Here is a 17535-nt window from a genome sequence, read left to right on the forward strand (position 1 = left end):
GGCTCGACGGCAGGCCGTGCCGGGCGCCGGCGAGGGAGGGCACGATGACGAGCCTCATTTTCGAGAGCGGGAACCTGGAGGCCACGGAGGCCTTCCTGTCCGCCGCGTACACCCCCATGCAGATCGGCGGACGCCCCGCGAACAGCCGGGCGCGGATCGCCCGTATCGAAGCAGGCGGGCTGAGCGTGGACCGCCTGTCGTTCGGCTACACGATGGGCTACGACGCGGGCTGCCTGGGAAAGGTGTGCCTGGTGTCGATGCACAGCGGCACCCTCGTGGACACCACCGACGGCCGCGAGGAGGTCTACGGCCCCGGCGAGACCTTCCTCCTCGCCCCCCACGACCGGCCGTACGCCGGGCAGGTGCGCGAAGCCCGGTACACGATCACGATGTTCGACCCCCGCCTGCTGGCCCGGGTCGCCCCCGGTTCCGGTGGCGGCGACGTGCGGATCACCGGAGCCCGGGCCGTCGGCCCGGCGGAGAACCGGCGGCTCGGCGCGGCCGTCGCCTACCTCCGCGACCACGTCCTCGACGAGAGCGCCGTGGCCGACGGCCCCGACGGGCTGCTGCTCTCGACGGCTGCCCAGCACCTGGCGGCCACGGTCCTGCACACCCTGCCGAACACCGCCCGCGAGGAGGCGGACGCCCCGCGGGACACGCGCGACGCACACAGCGACACCCTGAGCCGCGCCGTCTCGTTCATCGAGGCCAACGCTCACCGCGACATCACCCTCGCCGACATCGCCGCCTCCGTCCCGGTCACTCCGCGCGCGGTGCAGTACGCCTTCACCCGGCACGCCGGCACGACCCCGCTCGGCCACCTCCGGCGGGTCCGGCTGGCGCGCGCCCACGCTGAACTCCGGTCAGCGGACCCGTCGGGCACCGCCACCGTCGCCCGCATTGCCGGACGCTGGGGCTTCGCCCACCAGGGCCGCTTCGCCGCCGCCTATCGGCAGGAGTACGGCGTGCCGCCCTCCGTCACGCTCAGGTCCGGCTGACCGACTGCGCTCACCGCGCTGCGCCGGGCGGTCCGTCAGAGCCCGCCGACACGGAGAGGTCGAACAGCCGGTCGGTGCCCGTGATGCTCAGCAGACGGTGGAACTGAGGGCCGGGATCGGTGAGTGTCAGGGTCCGCCGGTTCGACTCGCACAGCGACCGCGCGAGGAGCAGGGCATTGAGCCCCTCGGAGTCGCAGAAGTTCATCCGCGAGAGGTCGACGACCACCCGCGTCGGAGCACCGGGAGCGGTGCACGCCTCCCGGAGCGCCGTGCGCAGGGGTCCGACGCGGTCGAAGTCCATGTCGCCGGTGAGGGTGATGACGCTGCGGTCGGCGCGCGTGGCGACCGTGACGCTGTGCGGACCGCGGGGGGACAGGGTATTCATCTCGTTCTGCCTTCGGGTGCGCGGGCGGACCTCGGCAGCAGTGGCCACCCGCCCCGACGCTATACGTGCCGGTGGCCGCGCACAGCCCCGTGGACGAAGGGACGGACGTGTTCGCTTGGTGGACAAACGGTGGACGGCCGGCCGGCCGGACGGCCGGACGGACGGCGGCGGACGGGCGAGCAGAGCGAGTACGCGGCGCATGACCTTCAGGACGGTCCGCGGCCCGGCGCCAGCCCGTCGGCAGGGCCGTCGGCAGGGCCAGGACCTCGTACGGGCGGCGTCCCGTCAGCGCAGCAGACCTGCCGGGAGGTACTCCCCGAGCGTCGCGGCCGGGGGCCGGCCGGTGGCCTGGCGGACCAGGTCCCACACCGGATCCTCGTCGGGGTTCGCCTCCGGTTCCGACAGGGACGTGCCGAGGCGGGTGGCCACGTCCTGGCGCAGGGCCGGCAGCAGGGCGTACAGGCGGTCACCGGGACAGGCGGTGGAGTTGAAGTCACGGTGGCCGTAGATCTCCGACGCGGGCAGACCGTACTGGTCGCAGATGTGGGCGCACAGGTCGGCGAGCGCCGCGTACTGCGCCGCGGGAGGGGCCTCGGAGGTGTAGGTGCCCTCGTTCTCGATCCCGATCGACACCGTGTTCTGCCCTACGCAGTGTGCCGCGCGCACCTGGCGCAGGCCGGAGTTCAGTTCGGCCAGGCTGTTGTGGCGGCCCTCCAGTACGAACGCGCCGCGGCTGACGGTGAAGTGCTGCCCGGTGTCGATCCAGCCCTGCGCGTCCATGTGGTAGGTCTGGATGGCCCGGGCGAGAGCGACGGCGCGCTGCCTCGAGTAGTCCGTCACGTTCGCCGTCGCCGTGTGGTGGACGATGATCCGCTCCGGGCGGTTGGCGAGGACGACGACGGGCTCGGACGCGGCCCGCGCCCCCCAGGCGGCGCAGCCGATGATGTCCGGCCCGGCGGCCGAGTACGCGCGCCCGGCCGCGGCGACGGGCAGCGCCCCAGCGGTGGCCAGGGCGAAGGCGCCCGTGAGGACGGACCGGCGGGTGTACCGGCTTGCGGTGGTGGCCGGCGGCTGGTGCGATGCGGGGAGGGTCATACGGTGCCCGTTTCCGTAGGAGGTTGCCCATTCAAGGGAGCCCGGCCTCCCGGGCCGCGCAGACACACCGAACGCCCCCCGGACTCACCCCGACCGGCCGCCGTCGCACGCCGGGCGCCCGCATCCGCCCCAGGAGGACCCACCGGTCAGACCGCGCGCGGCCTCCAACTCGCCTTCGCCGCACGGGACGACGTCCTCCAGCCGAACGGCCCGCGCGCCCGCCGCACCCGAGGCCCCCGCGGCCGAACTTCCCTGCCGCGGAACCGAGGACGCAGGACGAGGCACCGCGCTCGCCGAGCCGCTCCCGCGCGTGCTCGCGGAGGCGGGCCGGGCGCGTGACGGTCCCGCGGCCCCGACTCCCGTCCCGGACTGATGTTCCGGCGAGCCGGCACGGTCGTCGGCGGCACCACCGTCGGCCCGATCCCGCGCCGTCCGGCAGCCCGCGTCCCGTCCCGGTGAGGGGTGGCTCGTACGGCGTGCCGTACGGCGTGTCCGCCGCCGCTCGGCGAGGACGGCCGGGGCCGGCTGCCTACCGTGACCGCATGAGCAGACATCCATCGGTGCCGTTGGCCGGGTACGGCATCCGGTTCGCCCGGCCCACCGAGTCGGGCGCCGTCGCCGCGCTCCTGGCCCGGGCCTTCGCCGAGGATCCGGTCATGGCGTGGATGGTCCCCGCCGCCGACCGCGAAGGCAGGACCGCCCGCTATTTCCGTCTGGCCCAGCGTCAGCAGCGGCCGCGCGCGGGCGCCGTCCGGGTGGCTGCGACGAGCGACGGGCGGCTGCTGGCCGCCGCACTGTGGTCGGGGCCGGGGTGCTGGAAAACCTCCGCGGTGCAGGAGCTGGCGGCACTGCCCCAGTACGCGCGCGTCTTCGGCGTCCGAGGGATGCCGCGGGCCGGGGAGGTCCAGAACACCCTGCACGAAGCCCACCCGGACACGCCCCACTGGTACCTGCCGGCGGTGGGGACGGAACGGGGGCTCCAGGGACTGGGGGTCGGTTCGGCGCTGCTGCGCCAGCAGCTGGCCGAGTGCGACCGGCTCGGCCGACCCGCCTATCTGGAGTCCAGCAACATCACGAACATCCCCTTCTACGAACGGCTGGGCTTCCACGTCACCGCCGAGGTCCGCCTCCCCGGCGGCGGACCGACCGTGTGGCCGATGTGGCGCGGCTGACGTGCGCCGTCCTCGGCGTGTCGTGGCACCCGCCGCCCAGTGCCGTCCCCGCGCGCGCTCAGGTCTGGCATTGCCTGGTCGCCGCCGGAGACCAGCCGCTCCAGGGGGCGCCGCCGGCCCGGGCGTGCACGCGGATCTCGACCTTCACAGGGCCGCACACCCGGGTGCTGCTCCCCACTTCGAGAGGGCCGACGGACTCGCCGGCGCGGACGTAGGTACGCCCGCTTCCCAGCTTCTCCCAGTGACCGCCGTCGACGACGCGGAAGAAGGCTTCGTAGGCGACGTCCACCCCCTTCGTCCCGGTGTTGCGGGCCTTGATGTACGCCGTGATCTCGCGCGTGGGGAACCGGCCGGCGGATCCGCGCTCGGCGCTGATGCACCCGTTGACGGCCACCCGGCCGGTCGAGGTCCCGCCGCCGCATGCGATCGCCGCGGCGTCGGCGGTGGCGGGAACCGCCAGTACGGTCAGCGCGGCTGCGGCCAGGATCGTTCCGATGCGCCTCAGGTGCAATGTTCCGTGCCCTTCTTCGAGTCCGTCCCCTTGCACAGACCATGGCCCGTCCCGGGGGGAGAGCGGCAGGGCACGTTGGAACTTTCCCTCGAACGGGTGCAGGCTCCGTCAGGCCGCCTGCCGTTCGCCCTGCCCCGCGCGACGACGGGCGGCCCGACGCAGCTCGACGCCGCCGTCCCGCCAGCCGGTGGGGGCGGTCCAGTGGGGATGGGCATGCAAACGGCAGGACAGAACGATCAGCCGACGCCGCAGCGCGGTGGCGCCATCCTCGGAGGGCGCGTCGGCGAGCGCGGCGTACGTACGCAGCCACGCCTCCTGGAGGTCGACGAGGTCATCGGGAAAAAGGCGGAACGGTGGTCTCACTCCTCTATTCCAACACATGTTCGAATTCCTGTGCGACTGCGGAGCGTGAAAAGTTCGCAATCCGCTGCGACTGAGCGCGACAGGTGGCGCTGGAGCGTTGGCTGGTCGGCCTGCTGAGCGTTTGCGCCGGCTGGCAGAGGCCGGACCGAGCGGGACACCGGACCGCAGCGCGAGCGGCTGGTTGCGCCGACGGGTCGGCGGGACGGTGTCACGGGCACCTCGGAGACGCTGGCGCAGGCGCGTCGTCCTGCTGCTGCTCACGGCGGTGGTCGCCCTCGGCGCTTCGCAGGGTCGGTCGAGGCGACGCGGTGGCCTGTGGCGGCTCGATCGCCGGCATCGACATCGAGACGGCCGCGTACGCCGATGGCTGCGTGGTCACCACACCCACCCCGCGCGTTGGAGTTCGAGACCCCTCGGATCGGGTCCGTCGGCGTGCACCCTCAAGCCCTGGGGGCCTGCGCCGTTCCTACCGATGCCCGCCGCCGAGCAGCGTGACCGGCCGGTGACGGTCGAGCCTGGTTTGGGGCCGGAGGAGCTGATGCGAGGGTTGTGCCAGACCGCCGACCCGCTAATTTGGGGCAATCCGACGCAGAGGAGAGATCCGTGGGCAAGGTGGTCATGTACAGCTCGGTGTCGGTGGACGGCTTCGTCGCTGACGAGAACGACCAGCCCGGACCGCTGTTCGACTGGTTGTCCAACGGTGACGTCCCGTTGGACGAGAGCGGCGCGCTGAAGGTGTCGCGGACGTCCTACGACTACGTCCGGCCGTACTGGGACCAGATCGGAGTCACGATCGTCGGCCGCCACGTCTTCGACCTGACGGACGGCTGGGACGGGAAGCCGCCGGGCGGGATGGATCACATGGTCGTCGTGACGCACCGGCCGCAGCCCGGGGGCTGGGACCCCGAGGCGCCGTTCCACTTCGTCGACGGCATCGAGGCTGCCGTGGCCAAGGCACAGGAGCTCGCGGGAGACCGCTTGGTCGAGGTCGCCGCCGGCGACGTCGGCGGCCAGGTGCTGGCCGCCGGCCTGGTCGACGAGGTGCGCATGGACGTCGTACCCGTCGTATTCGGTTCGGGCAAGCGCTACTTCGGGTCGGTTCACGCGCAGCACCTGTTGGAGGATCCTGACGTGGTGGTTCGCGGCGACCGGGTGCTTCACCTGCGCTACCGGGTGCGCCGTTGACCGCTCTGAGCGGGCACGCGGAGAAGTCCACTGCGAACGGCGGAGCGTGCTGGTCGGCCTGCGAGGAGGTGGCAGCGGAGCCCGTCGCCAGGCTTCAGCACCATGACCGGTGATCGCGGATTCGCCTGCACGTCTTGCGGAGCCCACCCCCTGACGACTGTTTGCGGGCCACGCCCTCCACTCGGCGACACTGCCGGGCAGGGCGTGTGATCCGATCAGGTGCTGCATCGACGGGGGCGACACGGAGGTACGGGCTGCTGCCGTCCACATCCGTACCCACACTCCCATCGGTGTGGACCAAGTCCCTGCACGGCTTCGATACGCGCTCACCGGTCCATTCGAAGTACCAGCCGCCGCTCCTGCGGTCCTGCCACGCCCGCGTCCTCGCCCCGAAGTGGTCGTACTCCCACCCCCGGGCGGTCTGCTGGCGCTCCCGCTCACCACCCAACTGCGACGAACCTCGTACCGCAGACCGCCGAACCTCTGCTCGAACCCCTCGCACCGGATGATGAGATCCATGGCGGCGGGGACCAGTCGCCCGGCATGGTCCTGCACTTGCCAGAGCTCTATCGGTAACTCGAACCGGGCGGGGCGTTCCCATCAGCCCGTGCGGCGCAGGAATTCCTGGGCGCGTTCGGAGAGTCGGGACGGGTCTTCCAGGACGTGCATCCTGAACTTCATTCCCACAAGGAAGCTGAACCTGTCAGTTAGTCACCTTACGGTGCGGGTCCGGTGAGCCGTCCTCCTGCGGTGTCGTGTCCGCCGTCGGTCCGGGGTGCGGCCTCGCGGACCGCAGGGTCACGGCCGCGGCAGTCAGGCCCAGCAGTGCGATGCCCGCACCGGACACGAGCAGGGTTCCGGCCGCGCCGAGGCCCGCCACCAGCGGGCCTCCGAGCGCGGTGCCCAGGGGCACCGACAGCGCCCGGACGGCAGAACCCGCCGCCAGGGCCTGCGGCAGCAGCGCACCGGGTACCGAGCGTTGGAAGAGGGCGGTCGACAGGGACGAGTAGGGAGGCCACAGCAGACCTGCCAATCCGAAACAGACGACCGACACGGCGGTCGGGACGCCCAGGCCCAGGGGGAGCAGCAGCACACCGAAGCCGATGACGATGCCGGCCGTCGTGGGCCACAACCGCCATCGGCCGAGGAAGCCCGCGAGCACCGAACCCGCCACCGCGCCGATACCGAAGGCCGTGTAGTACGCCGCCAGTACACCGGCCGAGGCGCCCAGCCCGTCCGACACGTGCAGGGGGAGCGCCACGTACACCGGGCCGAAGAGGAAGAAGAACCCGAAGCTCAGTGCGAGGAGGCCGGACAGAGCGGGAACGCGCCGGATCACTGCGAAACCGTCCGTCCGCGAAGCCGCGGCGTCAGCCGGCTCAGGTTCCGACGCCGCGCCCCGGGGGACCGCCACCAGGAGGGTGACCGCCAGCACCAGGAACGTGGCCGCGTCCACGGCCAGGACCGTCGCCGGGCCGCCGAATACGATCAGCAGCGTCGCCAGCGGCGGTCCCACCACCGTGGCGATCGCCGCCAGCCCCGACAACACGGCGTTGCCCGCCAGGTGATGGCGCTGCGGCAGCACTCCGGCGATCAGGGTGTACACACCCGCCTGCCCCCAGGAATGCAGTACGGAGGAGACGGCCAGCAGCGCGACGTACCCCTCGATGCCGAGCGTTCCGAAGGCGTGCAGCACCGGGATGGTGCCCAGTGCGCCCGCCCGTAACGCCGCGTCCCAGGCCGCGAGTCGGGCAGGGCTGCGGTGGCGGAGGAGGCGGCCGAGCAGTACGGCGCCCAGCGCCCCGGGCAGGGTGTAGGCCGCTGCCGAGAGCGCCACCCAGACGCCGCGGTCAGCGACCGGCGCCAGCTCGATCGCCAGCCAGCCCACTGCCACCACCGCCATGCCGTCACCCAGCGCGGAGACGGCGAAGCCCGGCAGCACCGGCCGGAGCGTCGGGTGCCTGATCACAGGCCAGTACGGCGAAGAGCGCAACGAACGGCTCGGATCCGGACCCACGGGCCACCTCCACAGCGACAGAACCGACTCCGTGAGCCATGCCCCCGCAACGGCACGTCAGGCGGTCTTCGGCTGGGGGCGGAAACGTCACGCCAGGCGCGAACGGGCGAGCCGGGCCGGAGCGGGGAGAACCGTGGGCGTGGGCGTGGCTACAGGTCGATGGTGAAGGCCACCCGGTCGAGTCCGGGGCCGTCGTAGTCCGGCCTCACGCCCGAGGCCGTGAAGCCGAGCCGGGAGTGGAACGCCTGCGACGCCGTGTTCTCCGGGCTGGTGATGCAGTGCACGTGGCGGCGTCCGTGCGACCGGGCGAGCGCGAAGAAGGCCCGGTAGAGGGCGCGGCCGACACCCTGCCCGTGCAGTGCCGGGTCGACGCCGACGAAGTGCACGTAGGCGGTGTCGGGCTCTGTCTGCGACAGGAAGCCGACCAGGAAGGCGGCGACCCCGCCGCCGCCGTCGTGCTCGACCAGAAGACTCGTCGTGGTGAAGTGCTGGAAGTACAGCCGGGGCAGCAGCAACGCACGTTCCGTCGACCCGGCCTCTCCCTTGAGGCCGCCCCACCACCCGTCCAGTACGGCCAGGACGCGGGGATGGTCGTCGTCGGCAAGGTGGCGGGCCGTCAGTCCGGCGGGAAGATCATCGATCATCTGCGCAGTCTGCCATCCCGCGCTGGGGGCTCGGGGGCGCTCGCCGTGCTCCTCAATGGCGGACCTCCGTGGCCTCGTACCCGTCGAGCCCTGCCGTGACGAGAGCGGGGACGAGGGCGTGCAAGTACCAGGCGAGGTCGGTGAATTCCGGTGCTCCCGGGATGTGGCGACGGTCCATGGTGGGGGTGAAGGAGACGTCCGTGCGGCCGGGGGAGAACATGAGCATGCCGCCCGTCCCCGCCTCCGGGTGGTGGACGTTGAGGGCCACCGCGTAGGGCAGGTTCCCCGGCGCGTCCAGCAGGGCCAGAGCATCGCTCAAGCCCTCGGGCGTCGTGGCGTACCACTGGAACGTGTCGTCTGGAACATGTCGTCCGCGTCGTTGATCAGGTACGAAATGTGCCCGGGCGCCTCCTCCGCCGACCAGCCGGCTCCGGTCAGGGCGGCCGGCACCGCGCGTACGGTGGTCGGACACCTGAACGCGAAGTCGATGTCGGCACTTCTGGATCCCATCGGACCTCCGGGTGTGGTGGGCGAGCCCTTCGCATCCTCGCCGGTGGCAGCGCAGGCCCGTCGATCGGTTTCCGCCGGGACTTCTATCTCCAACCGTCGTTGTTTCTAGAATGGCCCCATGAAGGACATCGACGTGATCGCGGTGCTGCAGGATCCGGTGCGCCGTCGGCTGTACGAGTACGTGGCGGCTCAGGGCCGCGAGGTCGGCCGCAACGAGGCTGCCGAGGCGACCGGGGTGGCGCGGACGCTCGCCGCGCACCATCTGGACCGGCTCACCGAGGCGGGGCTGCTGGAGAGCGGCAGCCGGCGCCTGACCGGACGCTCGGGGCCGGGGGCGGGCCGGCCGGCCAAGGTCTACACGCGGGCCCAGGTCGAGCGGTCGGTCTCGCTGCCCGCCCGCGACTACCGCACCGCCGCCGAGCTGCTCGCCGAGGCCGCGGAGGAGGCAGGCCTGGATGCCGGGCTCTGCGCTGCGGCGCACCGCCGGGGCGAGGCCCTGCGTGGCGCGGCGGAGCCCTGCGGCGGCCTCGCGGAGGCCATGGAACTGCTGGCCGCCCGTGGCTACGAACCGCACCTGGAAGCCGGCGAGCTCGGCGAGGCTGACGAGGGTGACGAGGCCGGCCAGGGCGACCGTGGGGGCGTCGTGCGCATGCGCAACTGCCCGTTCCACGTCGTCGCCGAGCGGTTCCCGCCGCTCGTCTGCGGTATGAACCTCGCCCTGCTGGAAGGGCTGATCGGTACCGACGGCCCGGTCCGTGCCCGCATGGACGCCCGACCGGGGGAGTGCTGCGTGGTGGTCGAGGCTTCTAAAAACAATGAGCATTGACATAGAACTGAGGGGCGTGCTGGGATGAGGCCATGACCGAACCCACACAGGCCGCCCACCTCGCCCAGCTGAACGTCGCCACGCTTCTCCATCCCATCGACGACCCGCGCATCGCGCCGTTCGTCGAGGCGCTCGACCCGGTCAACGCCGCCGCCGACGGAGCGCCCGGCTTCGTGTGGCGCCTCGTCGGGGAGGGGGAGACCGACGCCACCGGACTGCGCCCGGCGGGCGAGGACGTCATCGTCAACCTGTCCGTGTGGGAGAGCCAGGAGGCGCTGTGGGACTTCGCCTACCGCAGCGGACACCTGGAGGTGATGAGGCGCCGCCGTGCATGGTTCCAGCGGCACGTGGAGGCCCACATGGTGCTGTGGTGGGTGCCCGCCGGCCATCTGCCGACCGTCGGCGAGGCGCTGGACCGGCTGACCGAGCTGCGGGAGCACGGACCGTCCCCCCGTGCCTTCACCTTCGCCTCCTCGTACACCGCCACCGAGGCCGCCCGGCACCTTCCGCCCACGCAGGCCGAGCAGCCCGAGCGGGCCGGAGTGCCCGAGCGGGCCGGAGTGCCCGCGCAGGCCGGAGTGCCCGCGCAGGCCGGAGTGCCCGCGCAGGCCGTACGGAGCCTGCGTCCGGAGCCGGCCGACGACTCGGCGGTGGTCTGAGCCAGGGCTCCCGCCCTCCCCGGGTCGCCCCGCGGTACGCGGGACAGCACGATGGGTAGGTGATGACCGTCCTGGTGGTCGGCGTGCCCGACGGCGAGCAGCTGGAGCTGCTGCGCTCGGGCATCCAGCGCAACCCGCACTTCCAGGTGGTTTCGCACGCCCATGACCCCGCGGTCGCTCTCGCGCACGCCCGTGTCCTGCTCCCCGACATCACCGTCCTGGCCCTGCCCGCCGGGCTCGAGAGCATCGACTCGGACCCGCGGGTCCTTCGGGTGTTCCGCGGGGTGCGGGATCTGGACCCGCCCAGCGGGGTGGTGCTGCGGACCGCCGCCACCCGGGTGCCCCGCGCGGTGTCCGGCCTCACGGTGGAGGGAGCCGTCCACATCGTGCGCGAGGGGGACCACGAGGCCCTGATGCGGGCCCTCCGTACGATCGGGCGGCGCCGTGCCAGCTGCGACCCCGACGAGATGCCCTGACCCGTCCACGCGACGCCCTGACCCGGCCGCCGCCCTCTTTCCGCCGGCACGGCGGCCGTTCCGGCACGGCGGCCGTTCCGGCACGGCGGCCGTCGCCCGGGCCCGGACAGGGGTCACCTGCCCGGGCCCGGGCATCAGCCCTCCGGGATCCCGTGACGTCGCGGAGGGCGAGGCGGCGCCTCAGGCGGAGGTCAGGGCCTCCAGGGCGGGGACCGTCTCGGCCGGGGTCGGCAGGGCGGCGTTCTCCGCGCGGAGGCGGCCGGCGCCCTCGCGCAGGGCCGGGTCGCTGATGAGCCGGGCGAGGAGCGCGGCATCGACCTCGTCGGAGGCGGAACGCAGGGCGGCGCCAGTGGCGGTGAGGGCGTCGGCGTTGATGAAGTGGTCGGCGCCCTGCGGCAGCAGGAGCTGGGGCAGGCCGGCCTCGAGGGCGGTGAGCAGGGTGCCGGAGCCGCCGTGGTGGACCAGCGCGTCCGAGGCGGTCAGCAGCTCGGCGAGCGGGACCCAGGGCAGCGCGCGCACGTTGTCCGGGAGGGTGCCCAGCGGCGCGAGGTCTGCATCGCCCACGGCGAGCAGGAACTCGGCGTCCACCGACGCGGCGGCCTCGATCAGGCGGACGATGGCGTTGACGCCGTCCAGTTCGCTGAGCACCGTGCCCAGGGTGACGGCCACGCGCGGGCGCGTGCCGCGGCGGAGTAGTCCGAGGGGGACGAAGCCGCCCCCGTTATACGGGAGGTAGCGCATCCGCAGGCCGCCCGGGTCGCCGCCGAGGGAGGAGGGGACGATGTTCAGCGCGGTGGGCTCGGCCGGGCCGTCCACCCCGTACGTCTCGTACGCCTCGGTGAAGTTGGCCGCGAGCCGGCCGACCATGTCGTGGCCGGAGGCGACGCCGAAGTTCTGGATCACCGACGGGATCTTGAGCTTGGCCGCGACCAGCGGGGCGGACGCCTGGAAGGAGTCGTAGACCAGGAGGTCGGCGCCCCAGCTGTCGGCGACCTCCAGCAGACCGTCCACGGTGGACCGGGACAGGAGCGCGAAACCGTGGGCCGCCCTGTCCAGGATCTGGTCGGAGGTCAGGTCGGTCGTGACGTAACGCACCTCCTCGCCCGTGGCCTGCTCGAACACGTCCCGGATGGTGCGGCCGTCGCCTATCTCGACGATCGGGAAACCTGCCTGGCGCAGCTGGTGCAGCGGCTGCGAGCCCGCGAACAGTACTTCGTGCCCGGCGGCGCGTAAGGCCTGCGCGGTCGGGATCATCGGAAAGAGGTGTCCGGCCGAGGCCGGGCCGGTGAAGAGGATGCGCACGGTGTCTCCTTGCCCATGGATCTGCCCGGTCGGGGACGAGTCGTGCGGGCCCGCCCCCGGTTCCCTCCGGTGAACTGACGGAAAGGGACCCGGTGTTCCCCGTCGGAGATCGATATTCGGACGTTCCACAGACCGGAGACTCCTGGGCAGGGTGCGAAGGGAGGTGCGGAACGGGTCTGGTGCGGAACGGGTCTGGTGCGGAACGGGTCTGGCCCGGAGCGCCCGAGACGGACGGGCTCCTGTCCCGGTCCGCGCCGCCCGAGGCACCCGGCCCCGAGGCACCCGCCCCCGAGGCACCCGCCCCGGAGGCGCCCGCCCCCGAGGCACCCGGCCGAGGCACCCGCCATGCACGAAAGGAGCGCGGCGACGGCCACGATCCCGAAGGCGCAGGTCTTCCGGTTAGTCCAGACAGTGCGCACGGCGGCCCCCCCCGGTACCTCAGATGGCGCGAATGGTGCGGTCGGCGCTGCGGTGTGCCCCTCGGGACGCCCGAAGTCCTCGTCAGGGGGACCGCCACGGCCACAGGACGTGGAGGAAACAACCGTTCCGGTCACCGGGCCGCGACGGCGATGCTGCCGGGACAGCCCTAGCATGCGGTGATGGAGATCCAAGTGGGCCGGGTGGTGGTACACGCCGTGGAGCACGGGGCCGGCCGGCCCGTGCTGGTGCTCCACGGCGCCGGCGTCGACCATCGTGAGGCCGAGGCCTGCTTCGAGCCGGCCCTCGACGGCGCCGCGGGACTGCGGCGGATCTATCCCGACCTCCCCGGAATGGGGCGGACCTCCGCCCCCGAGACCCTGCGCAGCGCCGACGACGTCGTCGACACGCTGCTCCGCTTCGCCGACGAGGCCGCGGGAGGGGTCCCCTACCTCCTCGTCGGCCACTCGGCCGGCGCGTACTTCGCGCAGGCGATGGCCGCCCGGCGCCCGGCGCGGGTCGCCGGGCTGGCGCTCGTGTGCCCGTTGCTGCCCGGAGTGCGCGACGTACCCGAGCACCGCCTGGTCGCCGGGTCGGCGGACATCGGTGACGACGACTTCCGGAGCTACTTCGTCATCCGGACGCCCGAGACGCTCGAACGCTACCGACGCTATGTGGCGCCGGCCGCGGCGCTCGTCGACCGGGCGGCCCTCGATCGGATCGCCGAGCACTGGACGCTCACACCCGGGCCCCCGCACGCGTATCCGGGGCCGACACTGGTCGTGGCGGGGCGGCTGGATTCGACGGTCGGTTACGCAGCCGCCGTCGACCTCGCCGACCACTACCCGCACACCTCGCTCGCCGTGGTCGACGACGCGGGACACGCCCTGCCGCACGAGCGTCCGGAACTCCTGCGCGCACTCCTCGCCGACTGGCTCGCGCGCGTCGAGCGCTCGCGCTGAGGCGCCGCCGCACGGCACTTTCAGGCCGTTCCTGCGGACCGGCGCCTACGGGGTGACAGCGCGCCGGTGTTCGGGGCATGCGCGGCAGTGGCTGCGATGTGCAGACCGTGCGACACACCAGCGAACAGGAAGGAACGGCCATGCTGATAACGGTCACCCGCTCCGGAGGCTTCGCCGGCGGCCTGGAGAAGCTCAGCGCACTCGACACCTCCGGGCGCCCGGACGCGGCGGATCTGGAGGAGCTCGCCCAGCGGGCCGTCGCTCCCGCACCCGACGGCTACCGCTACCGGATCACCGTCGACGACGAGGTGCTCGACCTCCAGGACCCCTGCCTGTCCGACGCCCAACGGACCTTGATCCGTACCGTCCTCGGCGTGGGCGCCTGACCGGACCACGTGGGCCGGGCAGCCCGGTACCCCGGGCATCCCGCGCCGGCATCGACCGGCCGCCCCGGCTTCGACAGGCTCCCACCGGGATGCCCGGATGCCCGGATGCCCGGACGCCCGGACGCCCGGACGCCGCCGCGGTGCCCGGACCCCGAAGGGCCGTGTCCGGCCGACGGGCGGCGTGCCCGGCCCCGCTGCACCCGGACGGGTCGCCCGCCGTGCCGGCGGGCGACCTCCGCCCTACGCTCGGGGCATGCCACGCCGCCCGATGCGCATGTCCGAAGCGGCCAAGGCCGCGCTGGCCACCGCCCTGCAGAAGCTGCGGACCGACCTGCAGGCCCCCTCGGGCTTCCCCGATACCGTGCTCGCGGCGGCCGAAGCCGCCGCCCGCGCGCCCCGGCTCCCCGACAAGGACGCCACCGACCTGCCGCTCTTCACGATCGACCCGCCCGGCTCGAAGGACCTCGACCAGGCCATGTACCTGGAACGGCGGCCCGGCGGAGGGTTCCGCGTGTACTACGCCATCGCCGACGTGGCCGCCTTCGTCACCGCGGGCGACGCACTGGACGCCGAGGCCCGCAAACGGATCGTCACCCTGTACCTCCCCGACGGGAAGGTGCCGCTGCACCCGCCCGTCCTCTCCGAGGGCGCGGCCAGCCTGCTGCCGAACCAGAAGGTCCCCGCCCTGCTGTGGCAGCACGACCTCGACGCCCACGGCGAGGTGATCACGTCGTCCGTGAGCCGCGCCCTGGTGCGCAGTACGGCCAAACTCGACTACGCGGCCGTCCAGCAGGCCATCGACGCCGGCACCGCCGCGGAGTCCGTCGCCCTGTTGCGCGACATCGGCACCCTGCGCGAGGCCGTCGAGGCCGAGCGGGGCGGCATCTCGCTCAGCCTGCCGGACCAGGAGGTCACCGTCGAGGACGGATCGTTCCGCCTGAGCTACCGTGCCGCCCTGCCCGTGGACGGCTGGAACGAGCAGATCTCCCTCATGACCGGTATGGCCGCGGCCAGGATGATGCTGGACGGCGGCCCCGGGATCCTGCGGACCCAGGAGCAGGCCCCGACCCACGAGGTCACACGGCTGCGCCACATCGCCCAGGGCCTCGGCATCGACTGGCCGCACCACGTCTCGTACGCAGAGCTGATCCGCTCCCTCGACCCGCACCAGCACCAGCACGCGGCCTTCCTCCACGAGGCGGCCGGCGCCCTGTTGCTGAAATCGGTCTACAAGTCCTTCCACGACCACGACCACGTCCCCGCACAGACCGTCCACGCGGCGATCGCGGCACCGTACACGCACTGCACGGCCCCGTTGCGGCGGCTGGTAGACCGGTACGCCGGTGAACTGTGCGTGGCCGCGAGCGCGGACCGGGAGCCGCCCGAGTGGGTGCTCGCCGCCCTGGCCGACCTGCCGGGCCGGATGGAGAGGGCGAAGGGGAACGCGGCGGACCGGCAGGCGGTGGACCTGGTGGAGGCGGCGCTGCTCATGGACCGGGTGGGGAGCACCTTCGACGCGGTGGTGATCGACACGGATGCGGAACGGGCACACCCGAACCCCCGTGAGGGCCAGGTGCAGCTGGCGGAGCCCGCCGTGCTGGGCAGGGTCGCCTCGGCCGCCGTGGACCTCGAACTCGGCGCGAGCGTCCGGGTCCGGCTCGAACGCGCCGACCCCGCCTTCCCCGACAAGAACAAGCGGGTCCTCTTCACCCTGGCGTAGCACCAGGACCGGGACCAGCACCAGGACTGGGGCCATGACCAGCACCAGGACTGACCGCCCGTCCGCCCGACCCGCTCGTGGGGGCGGGGGAGCGCCACGCTCCCGGCGGCGGGAGCGCCCGCTCCCGGAGACCCTCAAAGCAGGCTGGTTCATGATCACAGCCTGTAGCCAGCGGACCGCTACCGCACGGGTACATGTATTCAAGTTTCCGAAGGAGTCGACTCCAAGGGCGCTGGTGCCCGCGCCGACCAGCTCCGGCTCGAGTCACCAACAGCGACTATTTCTGCGTCTCCTTCTCAACCCCGGCCGCCGGGGCACCCTCGGCGTATCTGGTGCTGAGCCGAAGCGACAGAAGCGGTGTTGTCAGTGGGCTCTGCCAGGGTGTGCGTCGTGGATGAACTGGTGGAGCGTGTCGACGATCAAGATCGTGTGCTGGGGGTGGTGGTCAGCCGCCGGCAGGCCGTCCGGGAGGGTTGGCTGCACCGAGTCGCCGTGACGGTGTGTCGCGATGCGCGTGGACGGATTCTCGTCCACCGACGGTCGCAGCAGCTATCGCGCTTCCCCGGGCTCTATGAGGTCGGGGTCGGTGGCGCCGCAAGTATCGGAGAGTCCTATGAACAGGCCGCTGCGAGGGAGCTGGTCGAAGAGCTGGGCATTCGTGCGTTGCCGCGCCTGCTGTTTACGTTCGTCAACCGCAGTGGATTGAGCCCTCACTGGCTCGGCGTGCACGAAGCCGTGGTGCCGGACGCCGTGGTCCCCGATCCCGACGAGGTCGCCTGGCATGGTTGGCTGTCCGAACCGGAGCTGCGGTCCGCCATGCTGGAGTTGCACTTCACCCCCGACAGCAACGAAGCCCTCAGCAGGTATCTGGCGTTCCGGACCGCGCGGTCCTGACCTTGCCCTCAAGCTGCGGCGGACAACCTCATGGCCGCCTTGGTCCAGGACTGCTACCGAGGTGAACCAGACCGGGTCGTCCCCGTCGGGCTGGATGACGACGAAGGTGATGTCCGTGTCGTTGAGGTCATCGATCAGCATGAACAACGCGTCCTCGGACGGGTCCTCTATGTGGTCGCCGCTCCACTCTCGGCTCGGTAGTACGCAGCGCCGGGTCATCCAGCGGCTCCGCCCGCTCCTCGCGCTGGAGCCGGCTCCGCGGCCGGTCGCCGACGTCGAGCGGTTGTGGATCGTGGACGGCACCCTGACCCGGTCCGCGACCGGAAGGTGGGCACCTCCTCGCTCAACTACCGGTTCTCGGCGAACGTGCAGGTCATCATCGACGCGGACACCCGCCTGGTCGTCGCCTCGGCCGCCCGGCACCGCACCAGGCAACAAAGCCGACGCCCACGTCTGGCGCGAGTCGGACCTGCCCGCCAAAGCCGTGGGGACCACGGTGATCGCGGACGGCGCCTACCTCGGCACCGGCCTGATCGTCCCGCACCGCAGACGAGCCGGACGCCCCCTCCTGCGCGGACAGGAGGAGGACAACGCCGAACACCGACGGGTCCATGCCCGCGTCGAGCACACCTTCGCCAGCATGAAGAACTGGGAGATCCTCCGCGACTGCCGCCAAAAGGCGACGGCCTCCACCACGCCGTCCAGGCCGTCGCCACTATGCACGACCTCACCCTGACACGGTGAAACAGCAGTTCAAGCACACGTCAGCCTGCCCCGAGCCAGAGCTTCTGCAACACCCTTTAAAGGGTGTTGCAGAAGGCTCCGTTCCGGGCATTTTGCTTGTATGGGTGGGGTGTTGCGGGCTGAGCCGTTGTGGGTGGAGACGTTCACGGGGTTGCGGGTCGACCGGTTCTCGAAGCTGGTGAAGGTGGTGCGGGAGCGGGGCGGGAACGGGCCCGGTGGTGGCCGCCCGTGGTGTCTGCCGCTGGCGGACCGGGTGCTGCTGGTGGCGG

The 17535-nt window shown here is 72.4% G+C and carries 18 protein-coding genes and 4 pseudogenes; 12 read left to right on the forward strand and 10 right to left on the reverse strand.

The window, feature by feature from the left end:
* The first annotated feature begins 44 nt into the window (after nt 1-44).
* Nucleotides 45-998 (forward strand): helix-turn-helix transcriptional regulator, encoded by a 954-nt coding sequence (locus IH80_RS0111955; RefSeq protein ID WP_030959929.1) that lies wholly within the window; start codon nt 45-47, stop codon nt 996-998.
* A 10-nt stretch (nt 999-1008) separates the two neighbouring features.
* Here IH80_RS0111955 and IH80_RS0111960 read toward each other — a convergent pair whose 3' ends face one another.
* Together IH80_RS0111960 and IH80_RS39185 are read right to left on the reverse strand one after the other, a co-directional pair.
* The gene (locus IH80_RS0111960) at nt 1009-1383 is read right to left on the reverse strand and encodes an STAS domain-containing protein (protein WP_051809144.1); all 375 of its coding nucleotides are present in this window, start codon (nt 1381-1383) and stop codon (nt 1009-1011) included.
* Between the two features lie 285 nt (nt 1384-1668).
* A complete protein-coding gene (locus IH80_RS39185) occupies nt 1669-2478 on the reverse strand; it encodes a peptidoglycan recognition family protein (RefSeq protein WP_063757282.1) in 810 nt (269 codons plus the stop codon).
* Between the two features lie 542 nt (nt 2479-3020).
* Between IH80_RS39185 and IH80_RS44680 the strand changes: the two genes are divergently transcribed.
* The gene (locus tag IH80_RS44680) at nt 3021-3650 is read left to right on the forward strand and encodes a GNAT family N-acetyltransferase (protein ID WP_063757283.1); all 630 of its coding nucleotides are present in this window, start codon (nt 3021-3023) and stop codon (nt 3648-3650) included.
* A gap of 58 nt (nt 3651-3708) precedes the next feature.
* Here IH80_RS44680 and IH80_RS0111975 read toward each other — a convergent pair whose 3' ends face one another.
* Both IH80_RS0111975 and IH80_RS0111980 read right to left on the reverse strand, forming a co-directional pair.
* Entirely contained in the window at nt 3709-4161 is a 453-nt protein-coding gene (locus IH80_RS0111975; protein ID WP_234432209.1) for a hypothetical protein, read from the reverse strand.
* Between the two features lie 108 nt (nt 4162-4269).
* Nucleotides 4270-4524: a hypothetical protein gene (locus IH80_RS0111980; RefSeq protein WP_030959937.1), complete on the reverse strand. Its 255-nt coding sequence runs from the start codon at nt 4522-4524 to the stop codon at nt 4270-4272.
* Between the two features lie 603 nt (nt 4525-5127).
* On the opposite strand from IH80_RS0111980, the gene IH80_RS0111985 reads away from it, so the two are divergent.
* Nucleotides 5128-5709 carry a dihydrofolate reductase family protein gene (locus IH80_RS0111985; RefSeq protein ID WP_030959938.1) on the forward strand — a complete coding sequence of 194 codons (582 nt, stop codon included), beginning with the start codon at nt 5128-5130 and terminating at the stop codon, nt 5707-5709.
* Nucleotides 5710-6412: 703 nt separating this feature from the next.
* Here the strand turns inward: IH80_RS0111985 and IH80_RS0111995 are convergent.
* The 4 genes from IH80_RS0111995 to IH80_RS44685 all read right to left on the reverse strand — a co-directional run bounded on the left by IH80_RS0111995 (nt 6413) and on the right by IH80_RS44685 (nt 8880).
* Nucleotides 6413-7726: an MFS transporter gene (locus tag IH80_RS0111995; protein ID WP_051809150.1), complete on the reverse strand. Its 1314-nt coding sequence runs from the start codon at nt 7724-7726 to the stop codon at nt 6413-6415.
* A gap of 149 nt (nt 7727-7875) precedes the next feature.
* On the reverse strand, nt 7876-8370 hold the full coding sequence (locus tag IH80_RS0112000) for a GNAT family N-acetyltransferase (RefSeq protein ID WP_030959942.1): 495 nt from the start codon (nt 8368-8370) through the stop codon (nt 7876-7878).
* A gap of 52 nt (nt 8371-8422) precedes the next feature.
* Nucleotides 8423-8689, reverse strand: coding sequence for a hypothetical protein (locus IH80_RS0112005; RefSeq protein WP_030959950.1), 267 nt, complete (start codon nt 8687-8689; stop codon nt 8423-8425).
* On the reverse strand, nt 8686-8880 hold the full coding sequence (locus tag IH80_RS44685; RefSeq protein WP_158943411.1) for a hypothetical protein: 195 nt from the start codon (nt 8878-8880) through the stop codon (nt 8686-8688). The genes IH80_RS0112005 and IH80_RS44685 overlap by 4 nt, the downstream gene beginning before the upstream one ends.
* A gap of 118 nt (nt 8881-8998) precedes the next feature.
* Here IH80_RS44685 and IH80_RS0112010 point away from each other — a divergent pair, with 118 nt between their 5' ends.
* The 3 genes and pseudogenes from IH80_RS0112010 to IH80_RS0112020 all read left to right on the forward strand — a co-directional run bounded on the left by IH80_RS0112010 (nt 8999) and on the right by IH80_RS0112020 (nt 10841).
* A complete protein-coding gene (locus IH80_RS0112010; RefSeq protein ID WP_030959951.1) occupies nt 8999-9706 on the forward strand; it encodes a helix-turn-helix transcriptional regulator in 708 nt (235 codons plus the stop codon).
* 32 nt (nt 9707-9738) lie between these two features.
* Nucleotides 9739-10221: pseudogene (locus tag IH80_RS0112015) on the forward strand (DUF3291 domain-containing protein); the annotation flags it as partial.
* A gap of 203 nt (nt 10222-10424) precedes the next feature.
* On the forward strand, nt 10425-10841 hold the full coding sequence (locus IH80_RS0112020) for a hypothetical protein (RefSeq protein WP_158943413.1): 417 nt from the start codon (nt 10425-10427) through the stop codon (nt 10839-10841).
* A gap of 180 nt (nt 10842-11021) precedes the next feature.
* Here IH80_RS0112020 and IH80_RS0112025 read toward each other — a convergent pair whose 3' ends face one another.
* Nucleotides 11022-12143, reverse strand: coding sequence for a nucleotide disphospho-sugar-binding domain-containing protein (locus tag IH80_RS0112025; RefSeq protein ID WP_030959957.1), 1122 nt, complete (start codon nt 12141-12143; stop codon nt 11022-11024).
* A 599-nt stretch (nt 12144-12742) separates the two neighbouring features.
* Here IH80_RS0112025 and IH80_RS0112030 point away from each other — a divergent pair.
* The 4 genes from IH80_RS0112030 to IH80_RS40760 all read left to right on the forward strand — a co-directional run bounded on the left by IH80_RS0112030 (nt 12743) and on the right by IH80_RS40760 (nt 16522).
* On the forward strand, nt 12743-13522 hold the full coding sequence (locus tag IH80_RS0112030; RefSeq protein WP_030959958.1) for an alpha/beta fold hydrolase: 780 nt from the start codon (nt 12743-12745) through the stop codon (nt 13520-13522).
* A gap of 140 nt (nt 13523-13662) precedes the next feature.
* Nucleotides 13663-13908, forward strand: a complete 246-nt coding sequence (locus tag IH80_RS0112035; protein WP_030959959.1) for a protealysin inhibitor emfourin — start codon at nt 13663-13665, stop codon at nt 13906-13908.
* Nucleotides 13909-14161: 253 nt separating this feature from the next.
* On the forward strand, nt 14162-15628 hold the full coding sequence (locus tag IH80_RS0112040) for an RNB domain-containing ribonuclease (protein ID WP_030959961.1): 1467 nt from the start codon (nt 14162-14164) through the stop codon (nt 15626-15628).
* 390 nt (nt 15629-16018) lie between these two features.
* Nucleotides 16019-16522, forward strand: coding sequence for an NUDIX hydrolase (locus IH80_RS40760; protein ID WP_386395058.1), 504 nt, complete (start codon nt 16019-16021; stop codon nt 16520-16522).
* Between the two features lie 15 nt (nt 16523-16537).
* On the opposite strand, the pseudogene IH80_RS45925 reads toward IH80_RS40760, so the two are convergent.
* Nucleotides 16538-16731: pseudogene (locus IH80_RS45925) on the reverse strand (hypothetical protein); the annotation flags it as partial.
* Between IH80_RS45925 and IH80_RS40765 the strand changes: the two are divergent.
* Both IH80_RS40765 and IH80_RS45930 read left to right on the forward strand, forming a co-directional pair.
* Nucleotides 16725-17266: pseudogene (locus IH80_RS40765) on the forward strand (transposase); the annotation flags it as partial. The pseudogenes IH80_RS45925 and IH80_RS40765 overlap by 7 nt on opposite strands.
* Before the next feature lie 100 nt (nt 17267-17366).
* Nucleotides 17367-17535: pseudogene (locus IH80_RS45930) on the forward strand (IS5/IS1182 family transposase); the annotation flags it as partial.

It is taken from the genome of Streptomyces sp. NRRL S-378, assembly GCF_000720645.1.
Lineage (GTDB): Bacteria > Actinomycetota > Actinomycetes > Streptomycetales > Streptomycetaceae > Streptomyces.